This window comes from Hyphomicrobium sp. (genome assembly GCF_035687085.1).
Taxonomy (GTDB): domain Bacteria; phylum Pseudomonadota; class Alphaproteobacteria; order Rhizobiales; family Hyphomicrobiaceae; genus Hyphomicrobium_B.
The window spans coordinates 152,428-169,510 of sequence record NZ_DASRYS010000006.1; the positions used below are offsets into that span (position 1 = coordinate 152,428).

Here is a 17,083-nt window from a genome sequence, read left to right on the forward strand (position 1 = left end):
CGGCGGATCGGCGATACGCCGGTTAGCGGGCGGTGATGGGCTGGACGGCGCCGAGGGCGGCATCGCTCTCGTTCTGCGAGGGCTTGCGCGGGGCGGAGGCGACCGTCGTCCTCGGGGTTGTCGTCGTCGTGGTCCCCCAGCCGAACATCGAGCCCGATACGAAGGACGACCAGCCGGTGTTCGCCGGCTGCGCGACCTTCAGCTTCGGGCCTTGGGCTTCGAGTTTGGGGTCGGCTTTGACGAGGCGTTTCGCCGAGCGGGGTGACAGCGGCGCGATGCGTTTGCCAATGAGGGTCGGGCAGGGTGCGTTCGGATCGTTGCCGACGGGCGTCAGAGAATTGACGACGTAGCGCCTGCCGCACATGCCGATCTTGGGCGGCTCGCGGGTGCGGGCGAAGTCGTCATAGGCTTCCTTCAGCGGCTTCCAGGTATCGCGCGCCGGATTATCGGTGTGGCGCTTCATGTTCTCGGCCGACATGCGGAACGGGAAAACGTGAACCGGGATGAAGGTTTCGCCCGCATTAAACGCATCGCGCGCGAAGGCGTAGATCTCTTCGATGTATTTGTCCGACATGGCGAAGCAGCCGACGCTTTTGCAGTCGCCGTGCACCATGATGTAACCGCCCGTGCGGCCGAGCGCCCGGTCGAGCGCGTTCGGATAGCCGATGTTGAAGGCCAAGTGATATTTGCTGTCCGGCTTCATCGCGCCCGGCGTGACGCCGTAGAAGCCTTCGGGCGACATGAGATCGCCGGTCATGCGTTTGGGACCAAGCGTTCCGCCCCAATTGCAAATGGGGAAGGTCTTCACCAGCGCGTAGCGGCCGTTGGGGCGCGCCTTCCAGACTTCGAGCTCGGACTCTTCCTTGAAGACGCGGATATAGACCGGCGCTTCCGGCACGATTTCCTTCATGATGAGGGCGGCTTCGACGATCGAGGGCAGCGGCTTTTCAGCAGCGGCTTCGTCGGCGCGCGCATGGGGCTGCAGCAGGGCCAATTGAGCCGCAACGACCATCAAGCCAAGCAACCGGACCTGCTTGGTCAAACGCCAAAGACAACGCAACACGCTCGTGAAACCCCGCCCACTTTCATTCTGAAGGCCGTCCGGGATCTAGTCCTCTGCACGGTTAATGCCGGGTAAACCGGGAGTGTGGGTTTGGCGTGATCAGAGGTGGGCGAAGGTATGGCAGTGCGTATGCACCATAAAAATCGGGCGCCCGCTGACGACCTTTCAGGCGCTCGCGATGTGCTTCAGGAACGTCTCGGCGGCGGCCTTGGGATCGGGCGCGGCGTTGATCGGGCGGCCGACAACCAAGTGGTTGGCGCCAAAGCTCAAGGCCTGTTCCGGCGTCGTGACGCGTGTCTGGTCGCCGGCATCGGCGCCGGGGAGACGAATGCCGGGGGTGACGATCAAGAATTGCGGATCGGTTTCGGCGCGGACGGCGGCGGCTTCCTGGCCCGAGGCGATGACGCCGTCGAAACCCGCTTTTTCTGCCATGCGGGCGCGGCCGATGACGAGACCGGCCGGCGTTGCGGCGATGCCCTGCTCGTCGAGGTCGGACTGATCGAGGCTGGTCAGAACGGTGACGGCGAGCAGCTTCAGGTTCGTGTCGCCGCGTCCGCGCACGGCTGCCGAGAGCGTCTTGGTGTCGGTCCCGTGCACGGTGATGAAGTCGACGCCGAGCTTGGCGGCGGCGCGCACGGCCTGTTCGACCGTGTTGCCGATGTCCAAGAACTTCAGGTCGAGGAAGACGCGTTTGCCTTCCTGCTTCAGCTCCTGTGCCAGCGACAGGCCGTCGGAAAACAGAAGTTCAAGCCCGATTTTGTAGAAGCTCACGGTGTCGCCCAAGCGATCGACCAGCGCGCGCGCCTCGTCGTAGCTGGGCAGGTCGAGAGCGACGATGAGTTTGTCCCGCGTGGCGCGATCGATCATGGGCTCGCTCAGCCGTGCAGCACGCGGGCGGCGCGTGCAAGTTTCTGGATGACGACCTTCAATTGCTCGGTCTGGTCCTTGTTTTTCAAGTGGCCATGATCGTCGTAGGCTTCGCGCGCGCGGGGCAGGGCGAACTGCTCGGGCAGCACGAGGGCGCCGGTGCCGAGTTCGAGCACGATGCGCAATTGCGTCAGGCCGCGCAGGCCGCCGAGACCGCCACCTGAGGCGGAAGCGAGTGCGAAGACGCGCGTTTTAAAAACTTCGAGCGGCGCCTCGCCATCTTCGCGGGTGTGGCTCACCCAATCGATGACGTTCTTGAGGAGCGGCGAGAACGAGGCGTTGTACTCGGGGCTGACGATGAAGATGCCGGTATGGGCCTTCATCAAATTCTTCAGCTTCACGGCGTTCTCGGGCGGGCCTGATTCCGCTTCGAGGTCGCCGTGATAGATCGGCATCGGATAGTCGGCGAGGTCGACGAACGTCGAGGGAATGCTGTTGGCTTCCGCGATCATCGCGCCCAGTTTCGCCAGCCGCTTGTTGATCGAGTGCTGGCGGGCGCTGCCGGCGAAGAAGAGCAGGCGCGGGTCGGATGAGGCAGATGCTGTCATGGGCCTTCGAATGTCCGGATTTAGAGAAGGGCGACCCTAGCGGCTTTCAGACCGTTAGCAAGATCGGGCCTCACTCTTGCTCCGGACGGGCGCTCAGCTGCTCTTGCCTTCGAAAAACTCTTTCACCCGCGAGAAGAAACCGGCGCTTTCCGGGCTTGTTTCCTTATGGCTTGCGCGCTCGAATTCTTCCAGGAGCTCACGCTGCCGGCGTGTCAGATTCTTCGGGGTCTCGACTTCGACCTCGATGTACATGTCGCCTGAGACCTTGGCGCGAAGCACGGGCATGCCCTTGCCGCGCAGGCGGAACTGCTTCCGGCTCTCGGTGCCTTCGGGGATCTTGACGCGTGTGGTGGTGCCTTCGAGCGTCGGCACCTCGATCTGGCCGCCGAGCGCGGCAGTCGTCATCGAGATCGGCACCTTGCAGAAGACGTCGGCGCCATCGCGCTGGAAGAACTCGTGCGGCTTGATCGAGAGGAAGATGTAAAGGTCGCCCGGGGCACCGCCACGGAGACCGGCTTCGCCTTCGCCGGCGAGGCGGATGCGCGTGCCGTCCTCGACGCCGGCCGGAATGTTCACCGAAAGCGTGCGCTCCTTCTGCACGCGGCCGGAGCCCGAGCAGTCGGCGCACGGATCGTCGATCATCTCGCCGCGGCCCTGGCAATGGGGGCAGGTGCGCTCGATCGTGAAGAAGCCCTGGCTCGCGCGGACTTTGCCGACGCCGCCGCAGGTGGTGCAGGTTTTCGCCTTCGTTCCGGGCTTGGCGCCCGAGCCCGAGCACGTCTCGCACTTGACGCTCGCGGGGACGCGGATTTGTGCGGTCTTGCCGCTGTAGGCTTCGGCCAGCGTGATTTCGAGATTGTAGCGAAGGTCGGCGCCAGCCTCGCGGCCGGTGCGGGAGCGGCCTTGGCCGCGCCGTCCACCCATGAACTCGCCGAAGAGATCGTCGAAGATGTCCGACATCGAAGAAGCGAAGTCGGGGCCAAATCCCGGACCGCCGCGTCCGCCCATGCCGCCATCAAAGGCCGCATGACCGAACTGGTCGTAGGCAGCGCGCTTCTGGGGATCCTTCAGGGCCTCGTAGGCTTCGTTCAGCTCCTTGAAGCGTTGCTCGGCCTGTTTGTCTCCCGCGTTGCGGTCGGGATGACATTCCTTGGCGAGGCTTCGATAGGAGGATTTGATCTCAATATCGGTGGCGGTCCGCTTGACGCCTAGAATTTCATAATAATCGCGCTTAGCCATGATGCGCTGTTCTATGACCCGTTGGGTGAAAAGTTGCTGGTCGGCGAATGGTCGCAACTATAACAAGCGTTTTATCTCAATTTTTCGCCCTCAGGCCAGCACGGCCTTCCATTTTGTGGAGAGCCGGGGGCCTGAGGGCGGTTTTGAGCTCGAACTTTAAGCTGAGCGCTTCTTGTCGTCTTTGACTTCTTCGAAGTCAGCATCGACGACGTCATCGCCGCTTTCCGACTTCTTCTCGGCCGAGGCCTCGCCACCTTCGACGCCTTCAGCGCCACCCTTGGCGGTGTAGACGGCTTCGCCGATCTTCATCGCGATCTGGGTCAGGTTGGTCGAGGCGGTGCGGATCGCTTCGGCGTCTTCGCCGGCAATCGCCGTCTTGGCGGCTTCGATTGCGGATTCGACGTCGCCCTTGATCGCAGCAACGGCCGGGATCGAAGAGTTCTCCGACAGCGACTTCTCGGTGCCGTGGATGAGCGCTTCGGTCTGGTTGCGGAGTTCGACCAGTTCACGGCGCTGCTTGTCTTCAGCGGCGTGTGCTTCGGCATCCTTCACCATCTTGTCGATGTCGGCATCGGAGAGGCCGCCAGAGGCCTGGATGCGGATCGACTGTTCCTTGCCCGTTGCCTTGTCCTTGGCCGACACGTGCACGATGCCGTTGGCGTCGATATCGAAGGTGACTTCGATTTGCGGCACGCCACGCGGCGCCGGCGGAATGCCGACGAGATCGAACTGGCCGAGCAGCTTGTTGTCGGCCGCCATCTCGCGTTCGCCCTGGAACACGCGAATGGTCACGGCGCCCTGGCCGTCTTCAGCGGTCGAGAAGGTCTGGCTCTTCTTGGTCGGGATCGTCGTGTTGCGATCGATAAGACGCGTGAAGACGCCGCCCAAGGTCTCGATGCCGAGCGACAGCGGCGTGACGTCGAGCAACAGAACGTCCTTGACCTCGCCCTGCAGAACGCCGCCCTGGATCGCCGCGCCGATGGCAACGACTTCGTCCGGGTTGACGCCCTTATGAGGCTCCTTGCCGAAGAGCTGCTTCACGACTTCCTGGACCTTCGGCATGCGCGTCATGCCGCCGACGAGAACGACTTCGTCGATCTCGGCAGCTTTCAGGCCGGCGTCCTTCAACGCCTTTTCGCAAGGCGCCTTCGTGCGGTTGATGAGGGTGTCGACGAGGCTTTCGAGCTTGGCGCGCGTCAGCTTCATCGTGAGATGCTTCGGACCGGAGGCGTCGGCCGTGATGAAGGGCAGGTTGATTTCGGTCTGCGGCGCGCTCGAAAGCTCGATCTTCGCCTTTTCAGCAGCTTCCTTCAGGCGCTGAAGCGCGAGCTTGTCGGAGCGCAGGTCGATGCCCTGCTCCTTCTTGAACTCGTCGGCGAGGTAGGACACGAGCACCATGTCGAAGTCTTCGCCGCCCAAGTGCGTGTCGCCGTTCGTCGACTTCACTTCGAAGACGCCGTCGCCGATTTCGAGGATGGACACGTCGAAGGTGCCGCCGCCGAGGTCGTAGACCGCGATCGTCTTGGCTTCCTTCTTCTTGTCGAGGCCGTAGGCGAGGGCAGCCGCCGTCGGCTCGTTGATGATGCGGAGAACTTCAAGGCCCGCGATGCGGCCGGCGTCTTTCGTCGCCTGGCGCTGAGCGTCGTTGAAGTAGGCCGGAACGGTAATGACCGCCTGCGTGACCTTCTCGCCGAGCTTGGCTTCGGCGGTCTCTTTCATCTTCTGAAGGATGAAAGCCGAGATCTGCTGCGGCGAATACTGTTTGCCGTGGCTTTCGACCCAGGCGTCGCCGTTCGGACCCTTCACGATGTGATAGGGGACGAGCTTTACGTCCTTCTGGACTTCGGGATCCTCGAAGCGGCGGCCGATGAGACGCTTGATGGCAAAAAAGGTGTTGGTCGGGTTGGTCACAGCCTGACGCTTGGCGGGCAGGCCGACCAGGCGCTCGTCATCGGCAGTAAATGCAACAATAGACGGCGTGGTGTTGGCGCCCTCGGAGTTTTCCAGGACCTTAGGCTTGCCGCCTTCCATCACGGAGACGCACGAGTTGGTCGTGCCAAGGTCGATACCGATTACTTTAGCCATTCGTCTCAATCCTTCTCAGTTGCGGCAGACCGGGTGGACCCTGTTTGGCATCCGTCGTGCTCCCCAACGAGAGGTTAGAGGCACCGGTCCCCAGGATTTCAATTGTGTAACCGACGGTTATATAGGGGCCTGTTTAAGGGGTGCAACGCTTCTTCCACCCGCGACAGATCACTTTCTAGCCTTTTCGATTACACGACAGCGGTCAGCACTGGTCTTGTAAAAATCATCTATTTTCAGGGCGTTCGAGCAGGGGTTTGAAGCACCCTGCGGATGTGAGCCCCTTTATGCGGGGCTCATATCTTATTTTTTCTAAGGTTTGCCTCCGGACGACAGAAAGCGACACGTCTCATTGTCAGGCGTCCGACGGGGGCGTGTCCTGCGGGGCCTCCGGGGCGGGCTGATCCGAATTCTTTGCGGCCTTCGGGCCGCCGCGCGAGACGACAACCATCGCAGGGCGCAAGCAGCGGTCATCGAGGAGATAACCGACCTGATAGACCTGCAGCACGGTGCCGGCGGGCACGCTTGCATCTTCCTTCTCCATCACCGCCTGATGGTGATGGGGATTGAAGGGCTGACCCGTGGGGTCGATCATGCGAACGCCGTGGCGCTCAAGCGCCGTCCTATAGTCGCGTTCGGCAAGAACGACGCCGTCGAGCAGTGTCTTCAACGCCGGATCGGTTTCGACCGCGTCCTTGGGAACCGCGGCGATCGCGCGCTGGAAATTGTCGCCAACGGTCAGAATGTCCTTGGCGAACTTGCCAATCGCGTACTTGGCGGTCTCTTCCTTTTCCTTCTCGAGGCGGCGGCGAACGTTCTCGGTTTCGGCAACGGCGCGAAGGTACTGATCGTGCTTGCTCGCCGCTTCTTCCAGCCTCTTGTCGAGGTCGGTTTGGAGGGCTGAGATCATGGCCTTGAGCTGCTCGACGCCAACGTTGTCGGTGGCAGAGGCCGATGCCGTCGCTTGGGGCGATTGAACAGGTTCGTCGACCGGCTTGTTTTCGTCGCTCATTTTTCTCTTCGCTGATAGTGCCAATAGTGAAATCGCAGGCAGTGCGCGGATATCGGCCGCGTCACGGGAAAAATCAAGGCGCTTGAGCTTTGCAACGCCCTGGCGGCCAAAGAGCCGCCCTCATCTCTAGCCGATGAGGCGGCTTACGAGCTTGGCTGTATAATCCACCATCGGAATGATACGCGCGTAATTGAGGCGGGTTGGCCCGATCACGCCCAAAACGCCGACGACATGGCGCGTCTGGTCGCGGAACGGCGCCACAATCAAGGATGAGCCGGAAAGGGAGAACAATTTGTTCTCCGAGCCGATAAAAATGCGCACGCCTTCGGCGGACTCGGAGGCGCCCAACAGCTCCACAATGTCCTGCTTGGCTTCGAAGGCGTCGAAGAGCTGGCGGATGCGCTCGAGATCCTCCGCGGCAGTGACGTCTTTCAGAAGATTGCTCTGGCCACGCACGATGAGGCTTTTGCGGTCGTCCGAGACGCCCGACCATTCGGCGAGGCCCGCCTTGATGACCTTCTGGGTCAGCTGGTCGAGTTCGGCCTTGGCAGCGTTCAGGGATTTTTCGAGTTCGGCCTTGGCTTCTGCCAGCGTCATGCCGCGCAGATGGGTGTTGAGATAGTTGGAAGCTTCCTGCAGCGCCGAGGGCGGCAGGCCTTCCGGCAGATTGATGATGCGGTTTTCGACGTTCTGATCTTCATCGACCAGGATCACAAGGCCGCGGGTTGGCTCCAGCGGCACGAATTCGATGTGGCGCAACCGGGCAACCTGCTTTTCGGCAAGCACCACGCCGGCGCAATGGGACAGGCCCGAGATCAGATCGCCGGCCTCGCTGAGCAGCTGATCGACCGACTTGTCGCGGCGGTAGGCGATCTGGGCCTCGATCTGGCGGCGCTCGTCCATCGACACGTCGCCGACCTCGAGCAGACCATCGACGAAAAGCCGGAGGCCCAGCTGGGTCGGCAGGCGGCCGGCCGAGGTGTGGGGCGAAATGATCAGGCCGAGCTGTTCCAGATCCGACATGACATTGCGGATCGAGGCGGGAGACAGGGCGATGGGGAGCGCGCGCGACAGATTGCGCGACCCGACCGGTTCGCCGGTCGCGAGGTAACTTTCGACAATCCTTCGAAGAATGGTCCGTGACCGCTCGTCCAGTTTCTGGAGCTGGGTCTTGCCGTCCAGCAGCGTCGCACGCGCCATAGTGTCCTCAATTCTCACGCTTTGAATCTATGAACCGCGGGGCCTGCCGTCAAATGCCTCGCGCAGCTTGAGGTAAAGTTAGCCTTGTTTACGGTTGCTGGACCCCAGGGCGTTCATTAGGGTCGCGGCCGCAATGTCAGCAATTCAGGGAAATCATGCGACCTTCTAAACGCAAGCCGGACGAGCTGCGCCGGGTTTCGATCGAGCGCGCCGTTTCAAAACACGCCGAGGGCTCATGCCTTATCAAGTTCGGCGATACTCATGTTCTATGCACGGCGAGTTTGGAAGAACGGCTGCCGCAGTGGCTCAAGGGACAGGGCCGCGGCTGGGTCACGGCTGAGTATGCGATGCTGCCGCGCGCTACCCATGAGCGCACCCGGCGCGAGGTCACGAGCGGTCATCCTTCGGGCCGGACGCAGGAAATTCAGCGCCTCGTCGGGCGGGCCCTCAGGGCCGTCGTCGACCTCAACAAGCTCGGCGAGCGACAGATCACGGTCGATTGCGATGTCATCCAGGCCGACGGCGGCACGCGCACGGCTGCCATCACCGGGGCCTGGGTCGCTCTTCACGATTGCATCCAATGGATGAAGATGCGGGACATGGTGAAGGAGAACCCGCTTCGCGATCACGTGGCGGCGGTTTCCTGCGGGCTCTACAAGGGCGAACCTGTCCTTGACCTCGATTATGCCGAAGACAGCAATGCGGACGCCGACGCCAATTTCGTGATGACCGGTACGGGCGGCATCGTTGAAGTCCAGGGCACGGCCGAGACGACGCCCTTCAGCGAGGAGCGGTTTACGGAGCTCATGCAACTCGCCAAGAAGGGCATCGGCGAACTGGTGCAACTTCAAAAGCTGACCGTCGCTTAAACGACGGTAACAGAAGGTAGCAGGGCATGTTCGGAGTGTTTGCCCTTGTCACCGCCGCGCTCTTTACGGGCGCGGCCGTCTACGTCAGCTGGGCGGAGCAACCCGCCCGGCTAGGGCTCGACGATTCCGCCATGCTCGCGCAATGGAAGCCCAGTTACGATCGCGGGCTCCAGATGCAGGCGTCTCTCGCCGTCATCGGATTCGTTCTGGGTACGCTGGAAGCTATCGTGACAGAGCGATGGATCTGGTTCGCGGGCGCCCTGGCCCTGGTTGCGAACTGGCCGTTTACGCTTTTTGTCATCATGCCGGTCAATAAGAAACTCAAAGCGACGCCAATCGAACTCGCCGGGCCGCAAACCCGCGCCCTGGTCGAGCGGTGGGGGACGCTGCACGGCATCCGCAGCGCCCTTGGGGCGCTCAGCGTTGGACTGTTCCTATGGGCGTCGATCTGAACCCTAGCCCCGCGCCGCTCAGGATCTTAGAGACGGTTCTTTATGCGCCCGATCTCGCGCGGATCGAGGCCTTCTATCGCCGCGTTCTCGGGCTGGAGCCGTTCGCGGTCGTGCCGGGGCGCCATATTTTCTATCGCTGCGGAGACCAGATGCTGCTGATTTTCAATCCCGACGCGACGCAGTTCGCGGCGGCGCAAGGCTCGCTTCCGGTGCCGCCGCACGGCGCGGAGGGTGAGGGGCATGTGTGCTTCCGCGCGTCGGCCGAAGACATCGCCGCCTGGCGGGAGAAGCTTGAAAGCCTTGGCGTGCCCATCGAGTCGGACTTTGAATGGCCGCGGGGCGGGCGATCGATTTATTTCCGCGATCCCGCGGGTAACTGCATCGAGATCGCCGAGGCGCGCATCTGGGGTCTCGCGTGATGCGTCTTGCGAAAGGCACGCCCGTCGTCGTCGCCAGCCACAACCCGGGCAAGGTCTGGGAAATCAACCAGCTCATTCAGCCGTATGGCCTCGACGCCGTGTCGGCGGGCGATCTCAATCTCGATGAGCCCGAGGAGACCGAGACGACGTTCGAGGGCAACGCGCGGCTGAAAGCCGTTGCTGCCGCTAAGGGCTCGGGGCTACCGGCGCTGGCGGACGATTCCGGGCTTGAGGTCGATTGCCTCGACGGTGCTCCCGGCATCTATTCGGCGCGCTGGGCGGGTCCCGGCAAGGACTTCGGCCTCGCCATGAAGAAGGTCGCCGACGAGATCACGCGCCGCGACGGCTGGAAGGGCGCCGGGCCGCGCGCCAATTTCATTTCCGTGCTCTGCCTCGCGTGGCCCAACGGCGAGGTCAAAACCTTCGAGGGCAAGGTCTTCGGAACGCTTGTGTGGCCAGCTCGTGGCGGCAACGGCTTTGGCTACGATCCGATGTTCGTTCCGGAAGGCGATACGCGGACGTTCGGCGAGATGGATCCGAAAGAGAAGTATGCGATTTCGCACCGGACGCGCGCCTTTGCGGCTTTCAAAGCAGCTATGCTCGATGACATCGCGCCGGATGCGGGACAGGCGAAACCGGAAGGCCGGGATATCGCTGCATTCGCGGCAGCTGCCGCCAGTCTTTCGACGCGCCTGGAAGCGGCGGCGTTCGTTGGCCGGTTGAAAGAAGATTTCGCGGCTCACCGTGCCGAATGGAAGAACGCAACGCTTGAGGCTTATCTCGCGGCGCTGGAGCGCGAACTCTCTCAGGTGAAAAACAACGACGAGCCGGCTTGGCGGCAGCTGGCCAAAGCAATGTTGGCGGCAAGTGAGCGCAGCTAGGATAATCATTGCACCAACTTCACTTTGCCCCTCCCCTTGACGGGGAGGGGTTAGGGGTGGGGGTGAAGCAGAAAGACGATGACCAACGTGTCGAACGAACAAGCCTCATCCCCCCACCCCCGCCCCCTCCCCGCGAGGGGGAGGGGAGGTACCGACGCGACATTCGGCGTCTATGTCCACTGGCCGTTCTGCGCGCAGAAATGCCCGTATTGCGACTTCAACAGCCATGTGCGTTTCAAGGGCTGGGACGAGGCGCAGTTTCTTGCAGCCTATAAGCGCGAGATCGATTGGGTGGCCGACAACATCGGCCCGCGCACGGTGACTAGCATTTTCTTCGGCGGGGGAACGCCGTCGCTGATGCAGGCCGGAACCGTGGCTGCGATCATCGAGCATACGGCCACGCGCTGGGGCATCGCGCCTCAAGCCGAGATCACGCTCGAAGCCAATCCGGGCAGCGTCGAAGCGGGCCGCTTTCGCGGGTTCCGCGATGCGGGTGTCAATCGCGTTTCGATCGGCGTGCAGTCACTGCGGGATGAAGAGCTTCGCAAGCTCGGCCGCATTCATAGCGTCGCTGAGGCGAAGGCCGCGCTTGAGATCGCGCGCGCAACGTTCGAGCGATTTTCGTTCGATCTGATTTACGCGCGCCCGGGGCAGACCGCCGACGCGTGGCGCACCGAGCTTGCCGAAGCGCTCGCTCTCGCGGGCGATCACCTGTCGCTCTATCAACTGACGATCGAGCCCGACACGCCGTATGCGGCGCTGCATGCGGCGGGCAAACTCGTCATTCCCGACGATCACGATGCGAGCACGCTTTACGAGATCACGGAAGAGATGACGGGTGAGCGCGGGTTCGCGGCGTACGAGGTTTCGAACTACGCGCGACCGGGCTCGGAGAGCCGGCACAATCTTCTCTATTGGCGCTACGGCGAATATGCGGGCATCGGGCCCGGCGCGCACGGTCGCATCCGGATTGGAGACGCGCGTACGGCGACGGTCGCCGAGCGGCATCCTGAGTCTTGGGCGGCCCGCGTCGCGGAGGCTGGGCACGGCTTCACGGAACTGACGGAGCTTTCGCGCGCCGAGCAGGCTGATGAAATGCTACTAATGGGGCTGCGTCTCAGCGAAGGCATCGATCTTGATGAACTCGCCGAGCTTGGCGGCGGTACGCGGCCGTCGGCTGAGACCATTGCTGAACTCGAACGTCTCGGATTGCTCGAGTCCAACCTTCGGTCATCGGCTGTTCAAGGGAACTGGCGGCGGAACGAACTCGACGACATTCCGATGTGCGCCGGGCCGGGATTGCCACCGGAAAAGCCTATACTCGCCCCGGAGAGAATCCGTGTGACGCCCGCGGGCCGGCTTGTGCTCAATGCAGTTGTCGCGGAGCTGTCAAAAAGCTTCCAGACTATCGAGCGCATGGACAAGTTCAAAACCGCCGTCTAAGCAACAAAGATGCTTCGTGGACTCTACGATTGGACGATGCGAAAGGCGGCCAGCGATAAGGCCCCGCAGGCGCTTGCGACGGTGTCGTTCGCCGAAAGCTCGTTCTTCCCCATTCCTCCCGACATTATGCTCATTCCGATGGTGCTGAGCCAGCCGCGCAAGGCGTGGTGGTACGCCACGATCGCGACTGTTTCATCCGTCATCGGCGGATTGTTCGGATACGCGATCGGCTACTATCTGTTTGACGCTGTCGGCCTGCCCATCCTCAAGTTCTACGGCAACGAGCACGCGCTTGATGGTTTCGAGGCGTTCGTCCGGGAGTACGGGGTGGCCGCCGTCATCGTCAAAGGCATGACGCCGATCCCGTATAAGGTCGTGACCATTGCCGCCGGTGTCGGCAAGATGGATCTTCTCGCGTTCATCGGGGCCAGCATCGTCGCGCGAGCGATGCGCTTTTACTTGGTCGCCGGGCTCTTATATTTCTTCGGTGAGCCCATCCGGTCGTTCATCGAGGAGAGGCTCGCGCTCGTCACCACGGCGTTTCTCGTGCTGCTCGTCGGTGGTTTCGTGGCGGTCCGGTACGTCTTTTAAGCCCTCGGGTCCCGATCATGACATTTGGCGCTGGCGCCTCGCGCGGAACGGATTATCAGCTGGGCGCGCTGGCGCTGTTTCTGTCCATCGCGACGATCGCGACGGCGCTGGGATACCAATACATCGGCGGCTACGTGCCGTGCATGCTCTGCCTGTGGGAGCGTTACGCCTACTATCTTGCTATTCCGCTGCTGTTCATCGCCCTGGTGCTGTTGACCGGCGGGCATCGCGGCTCGGCGACGGCCCTCTTCGTCATCGTCGGGCTCGCGTTCTTGGGCAACACCGTGCTCGGCATCTATCACGCGGGCGCGGAGTGGAAGTTCTGGCCAGGCCCAGCCGCTTGCGGCGGCGGTCAATCTCTCACGACCTCGGCTGGTAATCTGCTGAGCCAGCTCGACAGCATCCGCGTCGTCAACTGCGAAGAGGCGGCGATGCGGTTCCTCGGCATCTCGTTTGCCGGATGGAATGCCGTTGCTTCGTTTTTCCTGATGATGATCTCATTCGGCGCCGCTTTGACCGCTCGCGAGCAGAGCGCAGAGGCTTCCGCACCCAATATTTGACGCTTGTCCACAATTCTTACGTTCTGAAAAAACGTTGATTTTGTTGCTTGATCGAGACTGTCAAGCGTTCGGCAATTCGAATTTCATCCAACAGACAGAATCGCGCCTTCCCGTTGCCTGAATGTGACGGCTATTCTTGCTTCGTTCGCGGGACACGAGCGTAACCGGAAAGTGTGGATATCCGTTCAAGCGTAGGGAGCATTCCCAGTGGCGTATGCGTTGCACTCTTCGAAGACGAAGATTGAAGCTGTTTCCACCGTTCCGAGTGAAGCTGTCTCCGCCCCGTCTTTGAGTACGCGTAGCGTTGTTGCGTTTCGTAAGCGTTCGTTGCGTAGCGTTGAGTCAGAGTACGGCCAGACCCCGAAAGAGGTCCTGTCCGATGCGTTCATAAAACTCAGGCGAACCGCCTCGACAAATCAGTCGACGCGTATGTCCCGGCGGTTCGCCCGCACTGATCATCCGGAACGGTCCGCCGATCCGTGGATCGATGCGAAGCAGGAGGATTGGGCTTGGCGTCCGATTGGAGATGTCGCGCTGACCGTCATGCGGAGCGCCGCTCTTTCAGCCGCCGTCGCGAAGTTGCGATAGCCCGCAGGCGTATCAGTTGCGTTCTCGTGCGTGTCGAAGTTGTGCGGCGTTGGACAAAGGATTTCGGAAAGCAGCCGGCTTTCCAACGAGCTGGCAGACGCACGGAGCGTGATCGAGTTAGCCCTCCATCGAGACATCATCTGACAAGGTCTCGCGTAGTGATGTCAAGGCGCTCTGTGTGTCTGCCGCGATCGTTTCGAAACGGCCAAGCTTCGGAAATCGTTCCTTGTAAGACCAGATTTTTTGGAGTTCGCCTACATGACCCCGTCGGTTCCAGATCATCTCAGCCCCATTCAGTGGCATCAAGCCGTGGCTGTCAGCCGCGAGCAGTGCGCGCGGATTTTCCGGGATGGGGGAACGCCAGCCGATGCGCTTCTCGCGTTCGGGCTCGATGCCGAGACGGGCGCGAATTGGGAGCGCGTCGTCGATATCATCGCGGCTGAAATCTGCGCGCATCCGATCAAGCGCGCAGCTTGAGGCGCTAGGGTTCGAGTTCGGTATCCCAGTAGAGATAGTCGAGCCAGCTCTCGTGCAGATAGTTCGGCGGGAATAGCCGGCCATTGCGGTGCAGCTCGAATACGGTTGGCCGATAGGGCTCGTGGGCAGGGAACATGCCCGCAGCCCTCGGCATCAAGCCGCCCTTCTTCAGATTGCACGGTGCGCACGCGGTGACGACGTTGTCCCATCGCGTCTGGCCGCCGCGCGAGCGCGGGATCAAGTGATCGAACGTTAGATCGTTCTTATCGCCGCAATACTGGCAGCTGAAGCGATCGCGCAGGAACACGTTGAACCGCGTGAACGCCGGATAGAGCGCCGGCTTCACATACGTCTTCAGCGACACGACGCTCGGCAGCTTCAGCTCGAATGATGGGCTTCTGACGTAACGCTCGTATTCGGAGACGATGTTTACGCGGTCCAGGAAGACGGCTTTCACCGTGTCCTGCCAACTCCACAGAGACAGAGGGTAATAGCTGAGCGGACGGAAGTCGGCGTTCAGCACAAGAGCCGGACAATTATCCGGTATTGTCACGTGAGCATTCACAGTCGCGCAAACCTCCGCGGTATCGATCCGCCGAATCGCGTTTAGGCCCCCACTTGAACGCGGGGATACTAGCCGCGCATATCAATTCTGTGAAGCATTGGGTCCGATGTGTCGCGGTGGCGTTTTTCGGGCATTATTTCAAAGTCTTGCTAGTTTTCGCGAGGATCGGCGTGGAAGCTTTCCCCAGGAGAGCGCGGCGCGCGAAGGCATAATCCGCCCACAACAGGTGGGCGGCGACGGCGCGGGCCGGGCGCCAGCGTTCGGCGATTTCTTCCAGCTCCTGGGCGGTTGGGCGGCGTTCGAGCCCAAAGTGGTGTTGGACAGCCAGCTGAAGGGCCAAGTCGCCTGAGGGAAAGGCGTCGCGACGGGCCAGTGCGAAGAGAAGATAGATATCGGCGGTCCACGGACCGATACCGTGAATGGCGGTCAAGCGCTCGACGATGATGGGCTCGGCCGCGGCGTTCAAGGCCTCGAAGTCCAACTCGTCCGCAAGCACGGCGCGCGCCAGAGCTTTCAGTGTTTTTATTTTGCCCGTCGAGAGCCCAAGGTCCTTTAGCGCCTCGTCGCTTTGCGCGAGCATCGTGTCTGCATCGAAAGGCAAAAGCGCCGCTTCCACGCGGGACCAGATCGCCGCGGCGCTCTGTGCGGATAGCTGCTGGCCAACGATAATTTTCGCAAGGCCCGAGAAGTCTGGCGGGTATCTCCGGATGGGCGGCGCGCCGGTGCGTTCGAATATCAGCGACATGACCTTGCACTGCTGGGCGAGCTTTGCTGCTGCCGCTTTGAGCTGGCGCTCGGTCGTCAGCGTCGGATATCTTTGCTCAGCCAATAAAAATGCCGCTCCGGTGTGAGGTGTCGACCGGGAATATGGTGCTGTTGCCGCTTGGTTGGGAGAGCGGCAAAAAACGGCGAGACGGGCGAACGCCGTAATTTCATTTGCGTACGGTGTTTGGCAAGCCGCCGCATGACCGTGGCAATTTGGCTGGAGCGGGAGCCATCAATGGGCGTCATCGTTCTGCCATTGCATGACGTGAGAGGTTTTTCACATTTCAGGGCGACGTCACCCGCAAAACTGATGCAAGCGGCGAATTCAATATATAGTTGAGGCCATGCTTTATCCAATCAGTGAACGCAATCTCTGTGAGTGCGTCGCCGGCACGTACATGCCGGGCGCTGTGGGCGCGGCCGCCTGATGACTTCCGTCACGCGTTTCGCGCCATCACCCAATGGTTTCTTGCACGTCGGGCACGCGCTCTCGGCGATCTTCGCGCATGATCTCGCTCGCCAGAATGGCGGCCGCTTTCTGCTGCGCATTGAAGATATCGATGTCGCGCGGCGGCGTCCGGAATTCGTAACGGCGATTTTCGAGGATCTGAATTGGCTCGGGCTTTCCTGGGAAGAGCCGGTGCTCGTGCAGTCGGAACATTTCGCCGAATATCTCGCTGCCGCCGACCGGCTCATTCAGATGGGGCTTCTCTATCCCTGCTTTGCCACGCGCAGCGATATTGCGGCTGCTGCCGATCCGGAAAAAACCGATCCAGATGGCGCGCCGCTTTATCCGGGGCTTTGGCGCGGAGCTTCCGCTGAGAATGTTACGCAGCGCATGGAGGCGGGGGAGTCGCCCGCCCTGCGTCTCAATATGGAGGCTGCTCTGCAGGCGCTTGCCGCAAAGCGCGGGGACGCGCCGCTGACGTTCGTGGAGGTGAAAGAAGACGGCAGTCAGGAGACAAGAACGGCGGAGCCGCAGCGGTGGGGCGATGCCGTCATCGTGCGCAAGGATGTGCCGGCCAGCTATCATCTTGCCGTCGTCGTTGATGATGCGCGCCAGGGCGTAACTCATGTGACGCGCGGCCAGGATCTTTTCGCGGCAACCGATCTGCAGCGGCTATTGCAGGAGCTTCTGGATTTACCCGAGCCCGTTTATTCGCATCACCGGCTCATCAAATGGTCGAACGGGCAGAAGCTGTCGAAATCGAACCAGGATATGGGGCTCAGGGCGTTGCGTGAGGAAGGCGCAACCGCGGAAGATATCCGCCGGGTCATATTGGCCTGAGGTTCGAGCTTCTGCCTGCGGCTTTGATCTGCCTTAGCCGGCCTATTTGCACCCTTATTGGCTATTTCTTCGTCAATTCGCTGCGTTGCAATTTCGGGAATAACGCTTATTTAT

Annotated in this window: 18 protein-coding genes; 9 read left to right on the forward strand and 9 right to left on the reverse strand. The window is 61.6% G+C overall.

Features of this window, described 5'->3' with window-relative positions; genetic code table 11:
• Window positions 1–22 precede the first annotated feature (22 nt).
• The 7 genes from VFG26_RS05935 to hrcA form a co-directional block, all read right to left on the reverse strand.
• Window positions 23–1,063: a murein L,D-transpeptidase family protein gene (locus tag VFG26_RS05935; protein ID WP_325023225.1), complete on the reverse strand. Its 1,041-nt coding sequence runs from the start codon at window positions 1,061–1,063 to the stop codon at window positions 23–25.
• Between the two features lie 165 nt (window positions 1,064–1,228).
• Window positions 1,229–1,930 (reverse strand): orotidine-5'-phosphate decarboxylase, encoded by a 702-nt coding sequence (gene pyrF / locus VFG26_RS05940; protein WP_325023228.1) that lies wholly within the window; start codon window positions 1,928–1,930, stop codon window positions 1,229–1,231.
• Window positions 1,931–1,938: 8 nt separating this feature from the next.
• The gene (locus VFG26_RS05945; RefSeq protein WP_325023230.1) at window positions 1,939–2,538 is read right to left on the reverse strand and encodes an NAD(P)H-dependent oxidoreductase; all 600 of its coding nucleotides are present in this window, start codon (window positions 2,536–2,538) and stop codon (window positions 1,939–1,941) included.
• A 93-nt stretch (window positions 2,539–2,631) separates the two neighbouring features.
• Window positions 2,632–3,777, reverse strand: coding sequence for a molecular chaperone DnaJ (gene dnaJ, locus VFG26_RS05950; protein ID WP_325023232.1), 1,146 nt, complete (start codon window positions 3,775–3,777; stop codon window positions 2,632–2,634).
• A gap of 156 nt (window positions 3,778–3,933) precedes the next feature.
• The gene (dnaK, locus tag VFG26_RS05955) at window positions 3,934–5,862 is read right to left on the reverse strand and encodes a molecular chaperone DnaK (protein ID WP_325023235.1); all 1,929 of its coding nucleotides are present in this window, start codon (window positions 5,860–5,862) and stop codon (window positions 3,934–3,936) included.
• 352 nt (window positions 5,863–6,214) lie between these two features.
• Window positions 6,215–6,871 (reverse strand): nucleotide exchange factor GrpE, encoded by a 657-nt coding sequence (gene grpE, locus VFG26_RS05960; RefSeq protein WP_325023237.1) that lies wholly within the window; start codon window positions 6,869–6,871, stop codon window positions 6,215–6,217.
• Window positions 6,872–6,997: 126 nt separating this feature from the next.
• Window positions 6,998–8,071, reverse strand: a complete 1,074-nt coding sequence (hrcA, locus tag VFG26_RS05965; protein ID WP_325023239.1) for a heat-inducible transcriptional repressor HrcA — start codon at window positions 8,069–8,071, stop codon at window positions 6,998–7,000.
• A gap of 155 nt (window positions 8,072–8,226) precedes the next feature.
• Between hrcA and rph the strand changes: the two genes are divergently transcribed.
• The 8 genes from rph (at window position 8,227) to VFG26_RS06005 (ending at window position 14,351) form a co-directional block, all read left to right on the forward strand.
• Window positions 8,227–8,940, forward strand: a complete 714-nt coding sequence (gene rph, locus VFG26_RS05970) for a ribonuclease PH (RefSeq protein WP_325023241.1) — start codon at window positions 8,227–8,229, stop codon at window positions 8,938–8,940.
• Window positions 8,941–8,966: 26 nt separating this feature from the next.
• Window positions 8,967–9,392 carry a DUF1772 domain-containing protein gene (locus tag VFG26_RS05975; protein ID WP_325023243.1) on the forward strand — a complete coding sequence of 142 codons (426 nt, stop codon included), beginning with the start codon at window positions 8,967–8,969 and terminating at the stop codon, window positions 9,390–9,392.
• Window positions 9,377–9,811: a VOC family protein gene (locus VFG26_RS05980; RefSeq protein WP_325023245.1), complete on the forward strand. Its 435-nt coding sequence runs from the start codon at window positions 9,377–9,379 to the stop codon at window positions 9,809–9,811. The genes VFG26_RS05975 and VFG26_RS05980 overlap by 16 nt, the downstream gene beginning before the upstream one ends.
• Window positions 9,811–10,692 carry an RdgB/HAM1 family non-canonical purine NTP pyrophosphatase gene (gene rdgB / locus VFG26_RS05985; RefSeq protein ID WP_325023247.1) on the forward strand — a complete coding sequence of 294 codons (882 nt, stop codon included), beginning with the start codon at window positions 9,811–9,813 and terminating at the stop codon, window positions 10,690–10,692. Before VFG26_RS05980 ends, rdgB begins: the two co-directional genes overlap by 1 nt.
• 78 nt (window positions 10,693–10,770) lie before the next feature.
• Complete coding sequence (hemW, locus tag VFG26_RS05990) at window positions 10,771–12,135, forward strand: radical SAM family heme chaperone HemW (protein ID WP_325023249.1); 1,365 nt, start codon at window positions 10,771–10,773, stop codon at window positions 12,133–12,135.
• A 9-nt stretch (window positions 12,136–12,144) separates the two neighbouring features.
• Window positions 12,145–12,726 carry a YqaA family protein gene (locus VFG26_RS05995; RefSeq protein WP_325023251.1) on the forward strand — a complete coding sequence of 194 codons (582 nt, stop codon included), beginning with the start codon at window positions 12,145–12,147 and terminating at the stop codon, window positions 12,724–12,726.
• 17 nt (window positions 12,727–12,743) lie between these two features.
• Window positions 12,744–13,286, forward strand: a complete 543-nt coding sequence (locus VFG26_RS06000) for a disulfide bond formation protein B (RefSeq protein WP_325023253.1) — start codon at window positions 12,744–12,746, stop codon at window positions 13,284–13,286.
• Between the two features lie 846 nt (window positions 13,287–14,132).
• Window positions 14,133–14,351 carry a hypothetical protein gene (locus VFG26_RS06005; RefSeq protein ID WP_325023255.1) on the forward strand — a complete coding sequence of 73 codons (219 nt, stop codon included), beginning with the start codon at window positions 14,133–14,135 and terminating at the stop codon, window positions 14,349–14,351.
• A 4-nt stretch (window positions 14,352–14,355) separates the two neighbouring features.
• Here VFG26_RS06005 and VFG26_RS06010 read toward each other — a convergent pair whose 3' ends face one another.
• Together VFG26_RS06010 and VFG26_RS06015 are read right to left on the reverse strand one after the other, a co-directional pair.
• On the reverse strand, window positions 14,356–14,916 hold the full coding sequence (locus tag VFG26_RS06010) for an HNH endonuclease (protein WP_414653262.1): 561 nt from the start codon (window positions 14,914–14,916) through the stop codon (window positions 14,356–14,358).
• Between the two features lie 133 nt (window positions 14,917–15,049).
• The gene (locus tag VFG26_RS06015; protein WP_325023259.1) at window positions 15,050–15,745 is read right to left on the reverse strand and encodes a DNA-3-methyladenine glycosylase 2 family protein; all 696 of its coding nucleotides are present in this window, start codon (window positions 15,743–15,745) and stop codon (window positions 15,050–15,052) included.
• A gap of 363 nt (window positions 15,746–16,108) precedes the next feature.
• Here VFG26_RS06015 and gluQRS point away from each other — a divergent pair, with 363 nt between their 5' ends.
• Window positions 16,109–16,969 (forward strand): tRNA glutamyl-Q(34) synthetase GluQRS, encoded by an 861-nt coding sequence (gluQRS, locus tag VFG26_RS06020; protein WP_325023261.1) that lies wholly within the window; start codon window positions 16,109–16,111, stop codon window positions 16,967–16,969.
• Window positions 16,970–17,083 lie beyond the last annotated feature (114 nt).

What these genes read in the sequence shown, in the direction of transcription:
- hemW (WP_325023249.1), top strand. Translation starts at nt 10,771, where the DNA reads ATGACCAACGTGTCGAACGAACAAGCCTCATCCCCCCACCCCCGCCCC.
- VFG26_RS05980 (WP_325023245.1), top strand. Translation starts at nt 9,377, where the DNA reads ATGGGCGTCGATCTGAACCCTAGCCCCGCGCCGCTCAGGATCTTAGAG.
- pyrF (WP_325023228.1), bottom strand. Translation starts at nt 1,930, where the DNA reads ATGATCGATCGCGCCACGCGGGACAAACTCATCGTCGCTCTCGACCTG.
- rph (WP_325023241.1), top strand. Translation starts at nt 8,227, where the DNA reads ATGCGACCTTCTAAACGCAAGCCGGACGAGCTGCGCCGGGTTTCGATC.
- VFG26_RS06000 (WP_325023253.1), top strand. Translation starts at nt 12,744, where the DNA reads ATGACATTTGGCGCTGGCGCCTCGCGCGGAACGGATTATCAGCTGGGC.
- hrcA (WP_325023239.1), bottom strand. Translation starts at nt 8,071, where the DNA reads ATGGCGCGTGCGACGCTGCTGGACGGCAAGACCCAGCTCCAGAAACTG.
- VFG26_RS05995 (WP_325023251.1), top strand. Translation starts at nt 12,145, where the DNA reads ATGCTTCGTGGACTCTACGATTGGACGATGCGAAAGGCGGCCAGCGAT.
- gluQRS (WP_325023261.1), top strand. Translation starts at nt 16,109, where the DNA reads ATGACTTCCGTCACGCGTTTCGCGCCATCACCCAATGGTTTCTTGCAC.
- dnaJ (WP_325023232.1), bottom strand. Translation starts at nt 3,777, where the DNA reads ATGGCTAAGCGCGATTATTATGAAATTCTAGGCGTCAAGCGGACCGCC.
- VFG26_RS05945 (WP_325023230.1), bottom strand. Translation starts at nt 2,538, where the DNA reads ATGACAGCATCTGCCTCATCCGACCCGCGCCTGCTCTTCTTCGCCGGC.
- VFG26_RS06005 (WP_325023255.1), top strand. Translation starts at nt 14,133, where the DNA reads ATGACCCCGTCGGTTCCAGATCATCTCAGCCCCATTCAGTGGCATCAA.
- rdgB (WP_325023247.1), top strand. Translation starts at nt 9,811, where the DNA reads ATGCGTCTTGCGAAAGGCACGCCCGTCGTCGTCGCCAGCCACAACCCG.
- VFG26_RS05975 (WP_325023243.1), top strand. Translation starts at nt 8,967, where the DNA reads ATGTTCGGAGTGTTTGCCCTTGTCACCGCCGCGCTCTTTACGGGCGCG.
- grpE (WP_325023237.1), bottom strand. Translation starts at nt 6,871, where the DNA reads ATGAGCGACGAAAACAAGCCGGTCGACGAACCTGTTCAATCGCCCCAA.
- dnaK (WP_325023235.1), bottom strand. Translation starts at nt 5,862, where the DNA reads ATGGCTAAAGTAATCGGTATCGACCTTGGCACGACCAACTCGTGCGTC.